This window comes from Mycobacterium sp. NTMscope_MAC_12, assembly GCF_976985675.1.
The window spans coordinates 5,096,059-5,112,413 of record NZ_CDRJYY010000001.1 but is presented as its reverse complement, the minus strand read 5'-3'; the positions used below and the strand labels follow the sequence as shown (position 1 = coordinate 5,112,413).

Here is a 16,355-nt window from a genome sequence, read left to right as displayed (position 1 = left end):
GGCCGACCGTGACGGACGCTTCGCCGAGCAATCTGCAGCTGGCGCTGAGGAGGAACAAGCCCGCGATCTTCGGCGGCTGGGTCACCGGCCCGACGTGGCTGGGACCCGAGGAGTTCGCCCGCGCCGGTTACGATTACGTCGGATTCGACGCCCAGCACGGCTATCTCGACGACGCCGACATCGCCCGCATGCTGCGCCGCACCGAACACCTGCCCCTGGGCACCGTGGTGCGCCTGCCCAACGCCGAGGCCGCACCGATCGGGCGGGTGGCCGACGCCGGCGCCGACGCCGTCGTCATCGCGATGATCGAATCCGCCGACCAGGCCGCCGCGGCCGTGGCCGCCACCCGCTACCCGCCGGCGGGGGTGCGCAGCTTCGGCCCACTGCGCGCCAGCCTCGGACACGACCCCGCCGCCCACGAATCCCGGGTCGGCGTGTTCGCGATGATCGAGACCGCCGCGGCGCTGGCGGACATCCGGAAGATCTGCGCCGTCGACGGCCTGACCGGAATCTACGTCGGCCCCGCCGATCTCGCCATCTCGATGGGCGCCGGCGTCCTCGGGGCGACCCGGCAACCCGAAGTGCTCGACGCGATCACGCGCATCCACCGGGCGGCCTCGGACGCCGGCCTGGTCACCGGCATCCACGCCGGCGACGGCACGACGGGCCAGGCCATGGCGCGGTTGGGTTTCCGCATGATCACCCTGGCCGCCGAGTCCCAGGCGCTGCGGCGCGGGGCCGCCGAACACCTGCGTGAGGCGACGCAATGACCGCCCGCCCGCCGGACGACGATGCCGCGATCCGCGACCTGATCGCCGGCTACGCCCTCGCACTCGATGCCGGCGATGTCGACGGCTGCGTCCAGCTGTTCGCCCCCGACGGCGAATTCCTGGTCTACGGCAAGACTTTCGCAGGCCATGACGGCATCGCCGGCATGTTCCGCGACGCGGCGCACGGCCTGCATCTGACCGGCGTCTCGCACATCGCGGTCGACGGTGAGCGCGCCACCGCCAGATCGCAGGTGCTGTTCGTCCGGGCCGGCGACCTGCAGCTGCGGCCCGCCCTCTACGACGACGAGCTGACGCGCGTTGACGGGCGGTGGCGCTTCGCGCGGCGCCGGTGCAACTTCATCACCCGCGGCGGACTGGCCGACAGCCCCGAGGACGCGCCCGCATGAACCCACGCGTCGCACTCGTGACCGGCGCGGCCGGCGGGCAGGGCCGGGCCATCGCCGAACGACTACGCGCCAAAGGCTTTTCGGTGGCCGCCTGCGATCTGCGGACCGATCAACTCGCCGCCGCGGCGCGCGAATCGGGCGACGAGCACCTGATCGCGGTGGAGCTCGACGTCACCTCGGAACCGCAGTGGGCCTCGGCCATCGAACAGGTCGTCGACCGGTTCGGGTCGCTGAGCACCCTGGTCAACTGCGCCGGCGTGCTGCACCGGGCTCCGCTGACCGAGGAGACGGCCGAAGGATTCGAAAACTCGTGGCGGGTCAACTGTTTGGGCGCCTTCCTCGGCATACGCGCGGCGCTGGCACACCTGCGCGCGGCCCCCGACGCGTCCATCGTCAACATCTGCAGCACCGGCGCGATCCGCCCGTTCCCCCAGCACAGCGCCTACGGCTCGTCGAAGTGGGCGCTGCGCGGCCTGACCCAAACCGCCGCGGCCGAACTCGCCCCCTCCGGCATCCGGGTCAACGCCGTGTTCCCCGGGCCCATCGCCACCTCGATGCTCGACGAGACCACCCAGGCCCGGCTGGCCGAGGCATCGATGTCCGGGCGGATAGGCCGGCCCGACGAGGTCGCCGACGCCGTGGCCTTCCTGGTCTCCGGCGAGGCGTCGTTCATCACCGGCTCCGAGCTCATCATCGACGGTGGTCAATGCCTGCAGATCCGATGAGCGACCTGTCGGTCGGCATCATCGGTGCCGGCCCCGGCGGCCTGGCGCTGGGAATCATGCTGTCGCGCGCCGGGTTTGGCGACTTCACCATCTTCGACCGCGAAGACGGCGTCGGGGGCACCTGGCGGATCAACACCTACCCGGGACTGGCCTGCGACGTCAAGTCGCACCTCTACTCGTTCTCCTTCGACCTCAACGCCCACTGGTCACGGCTGTGGTCGGGACAACCCGAAATCCTGGACTACTTCCAGCGCAGCGCCGACAAGCACGGTCTGCGGCCCCACCTGAAACTGCGCACCGAAATCCGCTCCGCACAATGGGATCCCGACACCCAGCTGTGGTGCCTGACCACCGCGGCCGGCGAACAGCATCACTTCAACGTGGTCGTCTCGGCCGTGGGCCTGTTCACCCGGCCGCTGATGCCCGACCTCATCGAAGAAGAACCCTTCACCGGAACCGTGATGCACTCGTCGCGCTGGGACCACTCGATCCCGCTGCAAGGCAAGAGAATCGCGGTGCTGGGCACCGGATCCACCGCCTCCCAGCTGATCCCCGAACTGGCCAAAGTGGCCGACACGGTGTATTCGGTGCAACGATCGCCCACCTGGATCCTGCCCAAGCCCGACCGGCACTACACGCGGCGGGAACGCTGGGCCTTCGCGCACCTCCCGTTGGTCAAGAAGATCTACCGGACCCGGCTGTGGCTGCGCAGCGAATCCAACATCTCGGTGATCGAGCACGGCAGCGAAAAGACCGAGCAATTCACCGCTCTCGCCCTGCAGCTACTCGAAAAGACCGTCGACGACGAGGAATTGCGCCGCAAGCTCACGCCGGACCATCCGATGGGCTGCAAGCGGCTGGTGTTCTCCTCGGATTACCTGCCCGCGCTGACCCGGCCCAACGTCGAGGTGGTGACCAGCCCGGCGCGCTACCTGCGTGCCCGGTCCCTGGTCACCGAAGACGGCACCGAACGCGAGGTCGACCTGGTGGTCTGCGCCACCGGCTACGCCGCCGCCGACTATCTCGGGGATCTGGACGTTGTCGGCGAACACGGCATCACGCTGCGGCAGGTCTGGCGCGACGGCGCGCACGCCTACCTGGGCATGGCCGTGCCGGAATTCCCCAACTTCTTCATGCTGTACGGGCCGAACACCAACGTCGGCTCCAACAGCGTCGTCTTCATCCTCGAAGCCCAGGCGCGCTACATCGTGCGGGCGCTTCGGCACCTGCGCCGCCACCGCAGGCGCTACGTCGCGGTGCGTCTCGCGGCGCTCGCCGACTTCGTCGACAAGATCGACCGATGGATGGAGGGCACCGTCTGGACCACCCAGTGCAGCAACTACTTCCGCGCTCCCAACGGACGGGTGGTCACCCAATGGCCGCGCAGCGCGCGAACCTTCTGGGGGATGACGCGCCGGTTCAGACCGGCCGACTTCCGGTTCGAGCCGCCCGCCACCACCACCGCGTCGCCGGTCGCCGTGCCCGAGGCGGGAACCCGATGACGGAGCTCGACGGCGCCGATCGACTCGACCCGGCGCTGCGCGCGATCGCGACCGAGCGCACCGACTTCTCGCCTGCCGCAATCCAATTGACCCGTGAACCGTTCAACGAACGCCGCCGCGTCAGCGCCCAGCAGACCGACGCCCGCGACGTCCGCATCGTCGAGGACAACGCGGGCGGTGTCCCGGTGCGCATCTACCGCGGCGGACCCACCCCGGCACCCGTCGTCGTCTATTGCCACGCCGGCGGATTCGCGCTGGGCAACCTGGACACCGATCACCGCCAGTGTGTGGAACTCGCCCGGCGCGGCCGCTGCACGGTGGTGTCGGTGGACTACCGGCTGGCACCGGAGCACCCCTATCCGGCCGCGCTCGAGGACGCGAGCGCCGTGCTGCGCTGGGTGGTCGGCGACGCGGCCGCGCTCGGAGTGGATCCGGCACGGCTGGCCGTCGCGGGCAGCAGCGCCGGCGCCGCCCTGGCCGCCTGCCTGGCGCACGCCGCCGCCGACGGGGCGTTGCCGCCGGTGGTGTTCCAGCTCCTGCACCAGCCGGTACTCGACGACCGGGCCACCCCGTCCAAGGCGGAATTCCGCACCAGCCCGGCGTTCGACGGCGAGGGCGCCGACCTGATGTGGCGCTACTACCTGGGCCCCGAAACCGCGTCGGGGGCCGCGGTGCCCGCGCGGAGGACCGAATTCGTCCGTCTGCCACCGGCTTTGATCAGCTGCGCCGAGATCGACCCGTTCCGGGACGAGGCCATCGACTACGCGCTGCGGCTCCTGCGCGCCGGAGTCTCGGCCGAGCTGCACGTGTTCGGGCGCGCCTGCCACGGATTCGATTCACTGCTGCCGGAATGGTCGGGCTCGCAACACTTGTTCGCGCTGCAAGGCAGCGCCGTGTCCAGCGCGCTGCACGGCGACTAACCGTCGAATCGGATGAGCTGGCGCACCGCGGTGCCGTCGGCCAAATGGTCCATCGCCTCGTTGATGTCGTCCAGCCCGATCGTCGACGACACCAGCGATTGCACCGGCAGCCGGCCCGAGCGCCACAGCTCGACGAACCGGGGAATGTCCCGGCTGGGCACCGCCGAGCCCAGATAGCTGCCGATCAGCGAGCGGCCCTCGGCCACAAAACCCAACGGGGACACCGTGATCCGGGCGGTCGGTGGCGGCAGGCCGACGGTGATGGTGCGCCCGCCCGGCGCGGTCAAGGCGATCGCGGTCTCCAGCGCGGCGGGATGGCCGACCGCCTCGACGACCACGGCGGCCTTCACCCGCGCGTCGGCGGCCTGCTGCGGCGTGTACGCCTCGTGCGCGCCCAGGCCGCGGGCGGCGGTCAACTTGTCGGGCAACTGGTCGACGGCGACGACGCGCACGTCGTCATAGGTCAGCGCGGTGAGCAGCGCCGCCATCCCGACGCCGCCCAGCCCGACCACGGCGACCGTCTGCCCCGGCCGCGGATGCCCCACGTTGAGCACCGCCCCGCCGCCGGTCAGCACCGCGCACCCCAAAAGAGCGGCGACATCGGCCGGCACGTCGGGCGGCACCGCGACCGCGCTCGCCCGATTGACGACCGCATGCGTCGCGAAACCCGAGACCCCGAGGTGGTGATACACCGGCCGGCCGGCGCGGCTGAGCCGAATGTCACCGCCCAGCAGGGTGCCGGCGCCGTTGGCGGCGCTGCCCGGTTCACACGGCGTCAGCCCCTCGGTCGCGCACGCCGCGCAATGGCCGCAGCGTGGCAGGAACACCAGCACCACCCGCTGGCCGACGGCCACATCGCCGACGCCGTCGCCGACCCGCTCGACGATGCCGGCAGCCTCGTGCCCGAGCAGCATCGGCACCGGGCGCACCCGGTTGCCGTCGACCACCGACAGGTCGGAGTGGCAGATGCCGGCCGCCTCGACGCGGACCAGGACCTCGTCGCGCCCCGGGGGCGCGAGGTCGACGTCGGTGACGCTGATGGGCCGCGACTGGGCGTAGGGCCGGGCCGCCCCGATGTGCTCCAGTACCGCGCCCCGAATTCCGGACATGCTGGAATACAACCATGGCGTCGGCTCCAGTAGTTCCCCCCGCCCCGGACGGGTTGACCAGCAACGACTTCCCGGTGCTGTGGCCCGTCGGGACGCGGTGGGCCGACAACGACATGTTCGGCCACCTCAACAACGCCGTCTACTACCAGTTGTTCGACACCGCGATCAACGCCTGGATCAACACCAGCACCGGGCTGGACCCGATCACCACACCGGCGCTGGGCATCGTCGCCGAGTCGGGCTGCCGCTACTTCGCCGAACTGCATTTCCCCCAGAACCTCGCGGTGGGTCTGGCCGTGACCCGGCTGGGCCGCAGCAGCGTCACCTACCGGCTGGGCGTGTTCGAGACGGGGGAAGGTGAAACGCGGCCGATCACCGCGCTGGGACACTGGGTGCACGTCTACGTCGACCGCGTCACCCGCAAGTCCGTCCCGATTCCCGACCCCATCCGGACCCTGCTGTCGACGGCCAGCCTCGGCGAATCGGCCTAGCCCCCGGCCCAGATACCGCCCTGCGCTGGGGTTTTCGCTCACCCCGATATGCTGCGCGCATGCCAGTGTTGAGCAAGACCGTCGAAATCGGCGCCGACGCCGCGTTGATCATGAAGATCGTCGGCGACTTCGAGGCCTACCCGCAGTGGAACGAGGAGATCAAGGGTCTCTGGGTGCTGGCCCGCTATGACGACGGGCGGCCCAGCCAGCTGCGGCTCGACACCGATTACCAAGGCATGCAGAGCATGTTCATCCAGGCCGTGTACTACCCGGGGGAGAACCAGATCCAGACCGTCCTGCAGCAGGGCGACCTGTTCACCAAGCAGGAGCAGCTGTTCTCCGTGGTGGCGATGGGCGCCTCCAGCCTGCTGACCGTGGACCTCGACGTCGAGACGTCGATGCCGGTCCCGGCGCCGATGGTCAAGCAACTGCTCAACAACGTCCTCGACCACCTCGCCGAGAGCCTCAAGCAGCGCGCCGAGCAGCTGGCCGCGACCTAGCGTCAGAAGATTCCCGTGCGGTCGCGCATCTCGGTCAGCCGGGCCGCCGCGTCGGTGAACTGCCACACGGTGTGCTCGATCACCGCGGTGGTGTCACGGTGGCGCAGCGCGGCGATCAGCTTCCGGTGGTTGTCGACGGCGGCCTTGCCCCAGTGCGGATCGGCGGCGTACACCAGCACCGGCATGTAGCGGGCGGCGTTGAGCAGGAACCACGCCAGCTTGATGCGGCCGCTGGCCTGGTTGAAGACCCGGTGAAACGCGAACTCGATGCCCGCGATGGTCTCCGCGTCGCCGGACCCGACCGCCGCGGCGAGCGAATCGTTGATGCGGTCCAGCTCGTCGATCTCGGCGTCGGTGATGTGGTCGGTGGCCGCGGCCGCCAGCTCCTTGGCGATCGAGGCCTGCAGCCAGAAGATGTCCTCGATGTCTTGGCGGGTGAGCGGCAGCACGACGTGACCGCGGTGCGGCTCCAGCTGCACCATGCCCTCACCGCGCAATTTCAGTAGGGCTTCCCGCACCGGGGTGACGCTGACGCCGAGCTGGGCCGCGGTCTCGTCGAGGCGGATGAACGTCCCCGGGCGCAGCGCGCCGGACATGATCGACGCCCGCAGATGGCCTGCCACCTCGTCGGACAGCTGAGCCCGCCGCAGCGGCCGCCGGCTCCTCGGCTGCATGGACATCGGTGCGTTCACGGGGTCTGCCAGGACTTTCAGTGACGTGGCGGGACGGGGTTCGAGTTGTAAATGCGGCTTGTCGAGGACTTGTCAGTGGACCGTCAAAGCCATAGTGTGACCCACACAACACTATGTTTTATCAAATATCAACCTGGCGCAAGCGGTGCGCGAGTGAAGGGAAGTGTGGAGTTTGACCGCGCAATTGGCAGACCATCTGACACAGCAGCCGTACCTGTCCCGGCGGCAGAACTGGGTCAATCAACTGGAGCGGCACGCGCTGATGCAGCCGGAGGCGACGGCGCTGCGGTTCCTGGGCAAGACCCTGACGTGGGGCGAACTGCGCGGCCGGGTGGCCGCGCTGGCCGACGCGCTGAGCCGCCGGGGTGTCGGCTTCGGCGACCGGGTCATGATCCTGATGCTCAACCGCACCGAGTTCGTCGAGTCGGTGCTGGCCATCAACATGCTCGGTGCCATCGCCGTGCCGCTGAACTTCCGCCTGACCGCGGCCGAAATCGCTTTCCTGGTCGAGGATTGCGAAGCGCGCGTGATCATCACCGAATCGGTGCTCGCCCCGGTGGCCACCGGCGTGCGCGACATCGAGTCGCTGCTCGGCACCATCGTGGTTGCGGGCGGCGCGACCGGCGACAACGTGCTGGGTTACGAAGACCTCGTCAACGAGACCGGGGAGTCGCACCAACCCGTCGACATCCCGAACGACTCGCCGGCGCTGATCATGTACACCTCGGGCACCATCGGCCGCCCCAAGGGCGCCGTGCTCACCCACACCAACCTGACCGGCCAGACGATGACCGGGTTGTACACCAACGGCGCCGACATCAACAGCGATGTCGGGTTCATCGGGGTGCCCTTCTTCCACATCGCCGGCATCGGCAACATGCTGACCGGGGTGCTGCTCGGCATCCCCACGGTCATCTACCCGCTCGGCGCGTTCGAGCCCGGGCAACTCCTCGACGTGCTTGCCGCAGAAAAGGTCACCGGGATTTTTCTGGTCCCCGCGCAGTGGCAGGCGGTCTGCGCCGAGCAAAAGGCGCGCCCGCGCGACCTGAAACTGCGGGTGATCTCGTGGGGCGCCGCGCCGGCGCCCGACGCCCTGCTGCGCGAGATGTCGGCGACGTTCCCCGGCGCCCAGATCCTGGCCGCGTTCGGCCAGACGGAGATGTCGCCGGTCACCTGCATGCTGCTCGGCGAGGACGCCATCCGTAAGCGCGGCTCGGTGGGCAAGGTGATCCCGACGGTGGCCGCCCGGGTCGTCGACGAGAACATGAACGACGTGCCCATCGGCGAGGTCGGTGAAATCGTTTATCGCGCACCAACTTTGATGAGCGGCTACTGGAACAACCCGGAGGCGACGGCGGAGGCGTTCGCCGGCGGCTGGTTCCACTCCGGCGACCTGGTCCGGATGGACTCCGACGGCTACGTGTGGGTGGTCGACCGCAAGAAGGACATGATCATCTCCGGCGGCGAGAACATCTACTGCGCCGAGGTGGAGAACGTCCTGGCCAGCCACCCCGCCATCGTCGAAGTCGCCGTCATCGGCCGCGCCCACGACAAATGGGGCGAGGTGCCGATCGCGGTCGCCGCGGTGGCGGGGGACAAGTTGGGGCTCGACGAGCTGGACGAGTTCCTGACCGAGCGGCTCGCGCGCTACAAGCACCCGAAGGCCCTCGAGATCGTCGACGCGCTACCGCGCAACCCAGCCGGCAAGGTGCTCAAAACTGAGCTACGGATCCGTTACGGAGCCGCAAAAATCGACTAAATCCATTCTAGGGCAAGAGGTTTTAGGACCAGAGAGGAAATGTGGCAGGAGCTGTAACGTTTGCCAGTCGTTGGCGAAGGGTTAATTGTGCAGATGCGGTTCACACGTGCTTGGCCATCGGGTACATTCCTGTGGTCTCCGTTACTACTTGCCAGTAGGGAGCCGATGGTCACAGACGTTGAGTCGGGGCGAGGAGGGGGCGTGCTATATGTTCCGCCGCGGCGTCGGACGGCGCGCGGTGACGGCCAGAGGGGGCAGCGGTGACTTCGACGTCGACTAGTCGACGGGGCCCCTACTTGGTCGGCTATGTGCGCGATCAACTGCAAACCCCGCTGGAGCTTGTCGGCGGGTTCTTCCGGATGTGCGTGCTCACCGGGAAAGCCCTGTTCCGCTGGCCCTTCCAGTGGCGCGAATTCATCCTGCAGTGCTGGTTCATCATGCGGGTGGCGTTCTTGCCGACCATCATGGTCTCGATCCCGCTGACCGTGCTGCTGATCTTCACCCTCAACGTCTTGCTGGCGCAGTTCGGCGCCGCCGACCTGTCCGGTGCCGGCGCGGCCATCGGCGCGGTCACCCAGCTCGGCCCGCTGACCACGGTGCTGGTGGTCGCCGGCGCCGGCTCGACCGCGATCTGCGCCGACCTGGGCGCGCGCACCATCCGCGAAGAGATCGACGCCATGGAGGTGCTCGGCATCGACCCGATCCACCGGCTGGTGGTGCCCCGGGTGATCGCCGCGACCCTGGTCGCCACCCTGCTCAACGGCCTGGTGATCACCGTCGGCCTGGTCGGCGGCTATCTGTTCGGCGTCTATTTGCAGAACGTGTCGGGCGGCGCGTACCTGGCCACCCTGACCACCATCACCGGCCTGCCGGAGGTCGTCATCGCGACGGTCAAGGCCGCGGTCTTCGGCCTGATCGCCGGACTGGTCGGCTGCTTCCGCGGGCTGACGGTGCGCGGCGGATCCAAGGGCCTGGGCACCGCCGTCAACGAGACCGTCGTGCTCTGCGTCGTCGCGCTCTACGCGGTCAACGTCGTGCTGACCACGATCGGCGTGCGATTCGGGACGGGGCACTGACATGTCAACGACCACCGTCTTTCGCTCCCGCTTCCCGCGGGCGGCAGAGAATCTCAACCGCTACGGCCTCGCCGCGGCGCGCGGGCTCGACGACATCGGCCAGATGGCGTGGTTCGGTGGGGTCGCCCTGGCGCACATCCCGCACGCGCTGCGCAACTACCGCAAGGAAACCCTGCGGCTGATCGCCCAGATCGGCATGGGCACCGGCGCGATGGCCGTCATCGGCGGCACCGTCGCCATCGTCGGCTTCGTGACCTTGTCCGGTAGCTCCCTGGTCGCGATCCAGGGGTTCGCCTCCCTGGGCAACATCGGCGTCGAGGCGTTCACCGGGTTCTTCGCCGCGCTGATCAACGTGCGCATCGCCGCGCCCGTCGTCACTGGCATCGCGATGGCGGCCACGGTCGGCGCCGGCGCGACGGCCGAGCTGGGCGCGATGCGCATCAGCGAGGAGATCGACGCGCTGGAAGTGATGGGCATCAAGTCGATTTCGTTCTTGGCGACCACCCGGATCATGGCCGGGCTGGTGGTGATCATCCCGCTCTACGCGCTGGCGATGATCATGTCGTTCCTGTCGCCGCAGATCACCACGACCGTGCTCTACGGACAATCCAACGGCACCTACGAGCACTACTTCCGGACGTTCCTGCGCCCCGACGACGTCTTCTGGTCGTTCTTGGAAGCCATCATCATCACCGCGGTCGTCATGATCACCCACTGCTTCTACGGCTACAACGCCGGCGGCGGGCCGGTCGGCGTGGGTGAGGCCGTCGGCCGATCGATGCGCTTCTCGCTGGTGTCGGTGCAGGTTGTCGTGTTGGCCGCCGCGTTGGCGCTCTATGGCGTCAACCCCAACTTCGCGCTCACGGTGTAACCGCCATGTCAGCGCCGATCCAGACCAACGCCCAGCGGACCCCGCCCTACAAGTGGGTCGGGTTGGCGGCGCTGGTGATCGCCGCGCTGGTCCTCGGGTTCGTCTACGGGCAGTTCCGCGGCGACTTCACCCCCAAGACCAACCTGACGATGCTGGCCGCCCGGGCCGGCCTGGTCATGGATCCGGGGTCGAAGGTCACCTACAACGGGGTGGAGATCGGCCGGGTCGGCAGCATCGCGGAGACGGTGCGCGACGGGAAGCCGGCGGCGAAGTTCACGCTGGAGGTCTATCCGCGGTACCTCAAGCTGATCCCGTCGAATGTGAATGCCGATATCAAGGCGACGACGGTGTTCGGTGGCAAGTACGTGTCGCTGACGACGCCGGCCAACCCGTCGCCGCAGAAGATCTCGGCGCACACCGTGCTCGACGCCCGCTCGGTGACCACCGAGATCAACACGCTGTTTCAGACGATCACCTCGATCGCGCAGAAGGTCGATCCGGTCAAGCTGAATCTGACGTTGAGCGCGGCGGCGCAGTCGTTGGCCGGGCTGGGGGACAAGTTCGGCCAGTCGGTGGTGAACGCCAACGCGCTGCTCGACGATGTGAACCCGCGGATGCCGCAGGCGCGCAAGGATATTCAGCAGTTGGCGGCGTTGGGGGACACCTATGCCGACGCGTCGCCGGATCTGTTCGACTTCTTGAACAACGCGGTGGTCACCTCGCGCACATTCAACGCGCAGCAAAAGGATTTGGATCAGGCGCTGTTGTCGGCCGCCGGGTTCGGCAACACCGGGGCGGACCTGTTCACCAAGGGCGGCCCCTACCTCGCCCGCGGCGCCGCAGATCTGGTACCGACGGCCCAGCTGCTCGACACCTACAGCCCCGAGCTGTTCTGCACGCTTCGCAACTACCACGACATCGAGCCCAAGGCCGCCTCGTTCCTCGGCGGCAACGGTTACTCGCTCAACAGCCACACCCAGGCGCTGTCCGGGCTGGGGCTGATCGCCAACCCGCTCTCGTTGGTCGCCGTCGCCGCGCTGACGCTGGGACTCGGCGCCACGGCCGGTTTGGTCGGCGGCGCACCCAACCCCTACGTCTGGCCCGAGAACCTGCCGCGCGTGAACGCCCGCGGCGGCCCCGGCGGCGCCCCCGGTTGCTGGCAGCCGCTCACTCACGATCTGTGGCCCGCACCGGAGCTGGTCATGGACTCCGGCAACAGCCTCGCGCCGTACAACCACCTGGACACCGGATCGCCGTACGCGATCGAGTACGTCTGGGGCCGCCAGGTAGGGGATAACACGATCAACCCATGAAAATCTCCGGAACCATTACCAGGCTCAGCATCTTCTCGGTGGTGCTGTTGATCTTCACCGCGATGATCTTCGTGGTGTTCGGTCAGATGCGCTTCGACCGCACCAGCGGGTATTCGGCGGAGTTCGCCAACGTCAGCGGCCTGCGCGCGGGCCAGTTCGTCCGCGCCTCGGGCGTCGAGGTCGGCAAGGTCGACAAGGTGGAGCTGGTCGACGGCGGCAAGCGCGCCCGGGTGAAATTCAACGTCGACCGCTCCATCCCGCTGTACCAGTCGACGACCGCCCAGATCCGCTACCTCGACCTGATCGGGAACCGCTACCTGGAGATCAAGCGCGGTCAGGGCGAGGGCGCGGACAAGGTCCTGCCGCCCGGCGGGTTCATCCCCCTGTCGCGGACCACGCCGGCGCTCGACCTCGACGCCCTGATCGGCGGTTTCAAACCGCTGTTCCGGGCGCTCGACCCGCACAAGGTCAACACCATCGCGACCGCGCTGGTCACCGTGTTCCAGGGCCAGGGCGGCACCATCAACGACATCCTCGACCAAACCGCGCAGCTGACCAGCCAGCTCGGGGAGCGCGACCAGGCGATCGGCGACGTCATCAAGAACCTGAACATCGTCTTGGACACGACGGTCCGGCACCGGCAACAGTTCGACCAGACCGTCGACAAGCTTGAGGTGTTGATCACCGGCCTCAAGAACCACGGCGACCAGCTGGCGGGCGGGACCGCGCACATCAGCAACGCCGCCGGCACCGTCGCCGACCTGCTCGCCGAGGACCGTGGCCTGCTGCACAAGACCCTGAACTACCTCGACGCCGTCCAGCAGCCGCTGATCGACCAGCAAGACCAACTGCAGGACTACCTGAAGAAGGTGCCGGGCGCGTTGAACATGATCGGACGCGCCATCGGCTCCTACGGGGACTTCGTGAACTTCTACGCCTGCGACATCACCCTCAAGATCAACGGTCTGCAGGCCGGCGGCCCGGTCCGCACGGTCCGGTTGTTCCAGCAGCCGACGGGTAGGTGCACGCCGCAATGAGAACACTGGAACCCCCCAACAGGGTCCGCATCGGGCTGATGGGCATCGTCGTGACGGTGCTGGTGATCGGCGTCGGCCAAAGCTTCACCAGCGTCCCGATGCTGTTCGCCCGGCCCAGCTACTACGGCCAGTTCACCGACTCCGGCGGCATCAACACCGGCGACAAAGTCCGCATCGCCGGCCTGGACGTCGGCAAGGTGGAGGGCCTCAAGATCGACGGCGACCACATCCGGCTGAAGTTCTCCGTCGGCACCAACACCATCGGCACCGAGAGCCGGCTGGCGATCAAGACCGACACCATCCTGGGCAAGAAGATCCTCGACGTCGAGACCCGCGGAAACCAGTCGTTGCGCCCCGGCCAGTCCCTGCCGCTGGGCCAAAGCACCACGCCGTATCAGATCTACGACGCCTTCTTCGACGTCACCAAGGCCGCCCAGGGCTGGGACATCGACACCGTCAAGCAGTCGCTGCACGTGCTGTCGGAAACCATCGACCAGACCTACCCGCACCTGAGCCCGGCGCTCGACGGCGTGGCCAAGTTCTCCGAGACGATCGGCAAGCGCGACGAGCAGGTCAAGCATCTGCTCGCCCAGGCCAACCAGGTGGCCGGCGTCCTGGGTGATCGCAGCGACCAGGTCGACCGCGCGTTGGTCAACGCGAAAACCCTGCTGGCCGCCTTCAACGAGCGCGGCCGCGCCATCAACGCCCTGCTGGCCAACGTCGCGGCGTTCTCCGAACAGGTCAAGGGCCTGATCAACGACAACCCGAACCTGAACCACGTGCTCGAGCAGCTGCGCACGGTCAGCGACATCCTGGTGCAGCGCAAGGACGACCTGGCCAACGGGCTCACCGAGGTCGGTAAGTTCCTGCCGTCCCTGAACGAGGCCATCGCGTCGGGACCGTTCTTCAAGGTCGTCCTGCACAACCTGGCCCTATACCAGATTTCCCAGCCGTGGGTCGATGCGGCGTTCAAGAAGCGCGGCATCGATCCGGAGGACTTCTGGCGCAGCGCGGGTCTGCCGGCATACCGGTTCCCCGACCCCAACGGCACCCGGTTCCCCAACGGCGCGCCGCCGCCGGCGCCCCCGGTGCTCGAGGGCACGCCCGATCACCCGGGCCCGGCCGTCCCACCGGGATCGCCGTGCTCGTACACGCCGGCGGCCGACGGGCTGCCGCGGCCCGACAACCCGCTGCCCTGTGCGGGTGCGGTGTCCGGGCCGTTCGGTGGGCCGGGCTTCCCGGCTCCGGTCGACGTGATGACGTCGCCGCCGAACCCCGCCGGTCTGCCACCCACGCCGGGCATCAATATCGCGGGACGGCCGGGCGACCCGCCGCCGGACGTGCCGGGAACGCCCGTCCCGTTGCCGACGCAGGCGCCCCCGGGTGCGCGCACCGAGAACCTCGCGCCGGCCGGACCGGTGCCGCCGCCGTCGACGTTCGCGCCGGGACTGCCGCCGGGTCCGCCGGCACCGCCCGGGCCGGGCAACCAGTTGCCGGCACCGTTCATCAACCCCGGCGGAGCCGGAGGCAGTGGCGCAGCGGGGGGAGGTAGCCAGAATTGAGCACCATCTTTGACATCCGCAACATTCGGCTCCCGAAGCTGTCCCGGGCGTCCATCATCATCGGGTCCCTGGTGATCGTGCTCGCCCTCGTCGTCGGCTACGTCGGCTGGCGGCTGTACGAGAAGCTCACCAACAACACCGTGGTCGCCTACTTCCCGGCGGCCAACGCCCTGTACCCCGGGGACAAGGTCCAGATCATGGGCCTGCGGGTCGGCGCGATCGACAAGATCGAGCCCACCGGCGACAAGATGAAGGTCACGTTCCACTACGAGAACAAGTACCGGGTGCCGGCCAACGCGTCCGCGGTGATCCTCAACCCCACCCTGGTGGCCTCGCGCGCCATCCAGCTGGAGCCGCCGTACAAGGGTGGCCCGGTGCTGGCCGACAACGCGGTCATCCCCGAAGAGCGCACCCAGGTCCCGGTCGAATGGGACCAGCTGCGCAACAGCATCACCAACATCATCTCGAAACTGGGACCCACCCCCGAGCAGCCCAAGGGACCGTTCGGTGAGGTCATCGAGTCGTTCGCCAACGGGCTGGCCGGCAAGGGCAAGCAGTTCAACACCACGCTGAGCAACCTGTCGCAGGCGTTGACCGCCCTGAACGAGGGCCGCGGCGACTTCTTCGCGGTGGTGCGCAGCCTGGCGCTGTTCGTCAACGCGCTGCATCAAGACGACGCGCAGTTCGTCGCCCTCAACCAGAACCTGGCCGATTTCACCACCCGGCTCGCGCACAACGACACCGACCTGTCCAACGCGATCCAGCAGTTCGACAGCCTGCTCACCGAAGTGCGCCCGTGGCTCGACAAGAACGCCGGGGTGCTGACCTACGACGTCAACAACCTGGCGACCGTGACGAACACGCTGCTGCAACCGGACCCGCTGAACGGTTTGGAGACCGCGCTGCACGTGCTGCCGACGGCCGCGGCGAACATCAACCAGATCTATCACCCGTCGCACGGATCGGTGGTCGCCATCCCGTCGATCACCAACTTCGCGAACCCGATGCAGTTCATCTGCAGCGCGATCCAGGCCGGCAGCCGGCTGGGTTATCAGGAGTCGGCCGAACTGTGCGCGCAATACCTGGCGCCGATCCTCGACGCGATCAAGTTCAACTACCCGCCCTTCGGCCTGAACCTGTTCAGCACGGCCGAGACGCTGCCCAAGCAGGTGGCCTACTCCGAGCCGCGGCTGCAGCCGCCCAACGGATACAAGGACACGACCGTCCCGGGCATCTGGGTGCCGGACACCCCGACCTCGCACCGCAACGCCCAGCCCGGCTGGATCGTCGCCCCGGGCATGCAGGGCCAGCAGGTCGGGCCCATCACCGCGGGCCTGATGACCCCGGAGTCGCTGGAAGAGCTGATGGGTGGCCCCAACATCGAACCCGTCCAATCGAACCTGCAGACCCCGCCGGGTCCGCCGAACGCCTACGACGAAAATCCGATCGCGCCAGTGATCGGCCAAAACCCGCCGCAGGTTCCGATACCGCCGCCACCTCCCGGGCCGGGCGTCGCCCCGGGCCCCGTGGCGCCGACACCGGCACCGGTGGCCGCCCCCGCACCGAACGCGGGCGGCCCGGCGTCGCCGGCTGACTTCGGAGGTGGCCAGTGAGGGCTGCG

16 protein-coding genes are annotated in these 16,355 nt (G+C 68.4%); 14 read left to right on the top strand and 2 right to left on the bottom strand.

Annotated elements, in window-relative coordinates; translation table 11 throughout:
• Positions 1-8: 8 nt before the first annotated feature.
• Genes AC0KS4_RS23720 through AC0KS4_RS23700 form a run of 5 tightly spaced genes read left to right on the top strand, consistent with a single transcriptional unit; the run spans position 9 to position 4,324 of the window.
• Entirely contained in the window at positions 9-770 is a 762-nt protein-coding gene (locus AC0KS4_RS23720; RefSeq protein WP_238957133.1) for an HpcH/HpaI aldolase family protein, read from the top strand.
• Positions 767-1,177 carry a nuclear transport factor 2 family protein gene (locus AC0KS4_RS23715; protein WP_238957132.1) on the top strand — a complete coding sequence of 137 codons (411 nt, stop codon included), beginning with the start codon at positions 767-769 and terminating at the stop codon, positions 1,175-1,177. The genes AC0KS4_RS23720 and AC0KS4_RS23715 overlap by 4 nt, the downstream gene beginning before the upstream one ends.
• Positions 1,174-1,902 (top strand): SDR family NAD(P)-dependent oxidoreductase, encoded by a 729-nt coding sequence (locus tag AC0KS4_RS23710; protein WP_238957131.1) that lies wholly within the window; start codon positions 1,174-1,176, stop codon positions 1,900-1,902. The genes AC0KS4_RS23715 and AC0KS4_RS23710 overlap by 4 nt, the downstream gene beginning before the upstream one ends.
• Positions 1,884-3,404 (top strand): flavin-containing monooxygenase, encoded by a 1,521-nt coding sequence (locus tag AC0KS4_RS23705; protein ID WP_225327206.1) that lies wholly within the window; start codon positions 1,884-1,886, stop codon positions 3,402-3,404. The genes AC0KS4_RS23710 and AC0KS4_RS23705 overlap by 19 nt, the downstream gene beginning before the upstream one ends.
• Entirely contained in the window at positions 3,401-4,324 is a 924-nt protein-coding gene (locus AC0KS4_RS23700; protein ID WP_238957130.1) for an alpha/beta hydrolase, read from the top strand. Before AC0KS4_RS23705 ends, AC0KS4_RS23700 begins: the two co-directional genes overlap by 4 nt.
• Here the strand turns inward: AC0KS4_RS23700 and AC0KS4_RS23695 are convergent.
• Positions 4,321-5,433, bottom strand: a complete 1,113-nt coding sequence (locus AC0KS4_RS23695) for an alcohol dehydrogenase catalytic domain-containing protein (RefSeq protein WP_225327204.1) — start codon at positions 5,431-5,433, stop codon at positions 4,321-4,323. The two genes, AC0KS4_RS23700 and AC0KS4_RS23695, sit on opposite strands and share 4 nt — an antisense overlap.
• Before the next feature lie 14 nt (positions 5,434-5,447).
• Between AC0KS4_RS23695 and AC0KS4_RS23690 the strand changes: the two genes are divergently transcribed.
• Together AC0KS4_RS23690 and AC0KS4_RS23685 are read left to right on the top strand one after the other, a co-directional pair.
• Complete coding sequence (locus AC0KS4_RS23690) at positions 5,448-5,924, top strand: acyl-CoA thioesterase (protein WP_225327203.1); 477 nt, start codon at positions 5,448-5,450, stop codon at positions 5,922-5,924.
• A 59-nt stretch (positions 5,925-5,983) separates the two neighbouring features.
• Complete coding sequence (locus tag AC0KS4_RS23685; RefSeq protein ID WP_225327202.1) at positions 5,984-6,424, top strand: SRPBCC family protein; 441 nt, start codon at positions 5,984-5,986, stop codon at positions 6,422-6,424.
• 2 nt (positions 6,425-6,426) lie between these two features.
• Here AC0KS4_RS23685 and AC0KS4_RS23680 read toward each other — a convergent pair whose 3' ends face one another.
• Entirely contained in the window at positions 6,427-7,104 is a 678-nt protein-coding gene (locus tag AC0KS4_RS23680) for a GntR family transcriptional regulator (protein ID WP_238957415.1), read from the bottom strand.
• Positions 7,105-7,288: 184 nt separating this feature from the next.
• Between AC0KS4_RS23680 and fadD5 the strand changes: the two genes are divergently transcribed.
• The 7 genes from fadD5 to AC0KS4_RS23645 all read left to right on the top strand — a co-directional run bounded on the left by fadD5 (position 7,289) and on the right by AC0KS4_RS23645 (position 16,347).
• Positions 7,289-8,875, top strand: coding sequence for a fatty-acid--CoA ligase FadD5 (gene fadD5, locus AC0KS4_RS23675; RefSeq protein WP_238957129.1), 1,587 nt, complete (start codon positions 7,289-7,291; stop codon positions 8,873-8,875).
• Between the two features lie 260 nt (positions 8,876-9,135).
• Entirely contained in the window at positions 9,136-9,951 is an 816-nt protein-coding gene (locus AC0KS4_RS23670) for an MlaE family ABC transporter permease (protein ID WP_225327200.1), read from the top strand.
• Between the two features lies 1 nt (position 9,952).
• Complete coding sequence (locus AC0KS4_RS23665; RefSeq protein WP_064938742.1) at positions 9,953-10,822, top strand: MlaE family ABC transporter permease; 870 nt, start codon at positions 9,953-9,955, stop codon at positions 10,820-10,822.
• A gap of 5 nt (positions 10,823-10,827) precedes the next feature.
• Positions 10,828-12,135, top strand: coding sequence for an MCE family protein (locus AC0KS4_RS23660; protein WP_238957128.1), 1,308 nt, complete (start codon positions 10,828-10,830; stop codon positions 12,133-12,135).
• Positions 12,132-13,172, top strand: a complete 1,041-nt coding sequence (locus AC0KS4_RS23655; protein WP_225327198.1) for a virulence factor Mce family protein — start codon at positions 12,132-12,134, stop codon at positions 13,170-13,172. Before AC0KS4_RS23660 ends, AC0KS4_RS23655 begins: the two co-directional genes overlap by 4 nt.
• Positions 13,169-14,734: a virulence factor Mce family protein gene (locus tag AC0KS4_RS23650; protein ID WP_225327197.1), complete on the top strand. Its 1,566-nt coding sequence runs from the start codon at positions 13,169-13,171 to the stop codon at positions 14,732-14,734. Before AC0KS4_RS23655 ends, AC0KS4_RS23650 begins: the two co-directional genes overlap by 4 nt.
• The gene (locus AC0KS4_RS23645; protein ID WP_238957127.1) at positions 14,731-16,347 is read left to right on the top strand and encodes a virulence factor Mce family protein; all 1,617 of its coding nucleotides are present in this window, start codon (positions 14,731-14,733) and stop codon (positions 16,345-16,347) included. Before AC0KS4_RS23650 ends, AC0KS4_RS23645 begins: the two co-directional genes overlap by 4 nt.
• Positions 16,348-16,355 lie beyond the last annotated feature (8 nt).

Coding starts and splice junctions, on each gene's coding strand:
- AC0KS4_RS23715 (WP_238957132.1), top strand. CDS start 767: ATGACCGCCCGCCCGCCGGACGACGATGCCGCGATCCGCGACCTGATC.
- AC0KS4_RS23710 (WP_238957131.1), top strand. CDS start 1,174: ATGAACCCACGCGTCGCACTCGTGACCGGCGCGGCCGGCGGGCAGGGC.
- AC0KS4_RS23705 (WP_225327206.1), top strand. CDS start 1,884: ATGCCTGCAGATCCGATGAGCGACCTGTCGGTCGGCATCATCGGTGCC.
- AC0KS4_RS23700 (WP_238957130.1), top strand. CDS start 3,401: ATGACGGAGCTCGACGGCGCCGATCGACTCGACCCGGCGCTGCGCGCG.
- AC0KS4_RS23695 (WP_225327204.1), bottom strand. CDS start 5,433: ATGTCCGGAATTCGGGGCGCGGTACTGGAGCACATCGGGGCGGCCCGG.
- AC0KS4_RS23690 (WP_225327203.1), top strand. CDS start 5,448: ATGGCGTCGGCTCCAGTAGTTCCCCCCGCCCCGGACGGGTTGACCAGC.
- AC0KS4_RS23685 (WP_225327202.1), top strand. CDS start 5,984: ATGCCAGTGTTGAGCAAGACCGTCGAAATCGGCGCCGACGCCGCGTTG.
- AC0KS4_RS23680 (WP_238957415.1), bottom strand. CDS start 7,104: ATGTCCATGCAGCCGAGGAGCCGGCGGCCGCTGCGGCGGGCTCAGCTG.
- AC0KS4_RS23665 (WP_064938742.1), top strand. CDS start 9,953: ATGTCAACGACCACCGTCTTTCGCTCCCGCTTCCCGCGGGCGGCAGAG.
- AC0KS4_RS23660 (WP_238957128.1), top strand. CDS start 10,828: ATGTCAGCGCCGATCCAGACCAACGCCCAGCGGACCCCGCCCTACAAG.
- AC0KS4_RS23655 (WP_225327198.1), top strand. CDS start 12,132: ATGAAAATCTCCGGAACCATTACCAGGCTCAGCATCTTCTCGGTGGTG.
- AC0KS4_RS23650 (WP_225327197.1), top strand. CDS start 13,169: ATGAGAACACTGGAACCCCCCAACAGGGTCCGCATCGGGCTGATGGGC.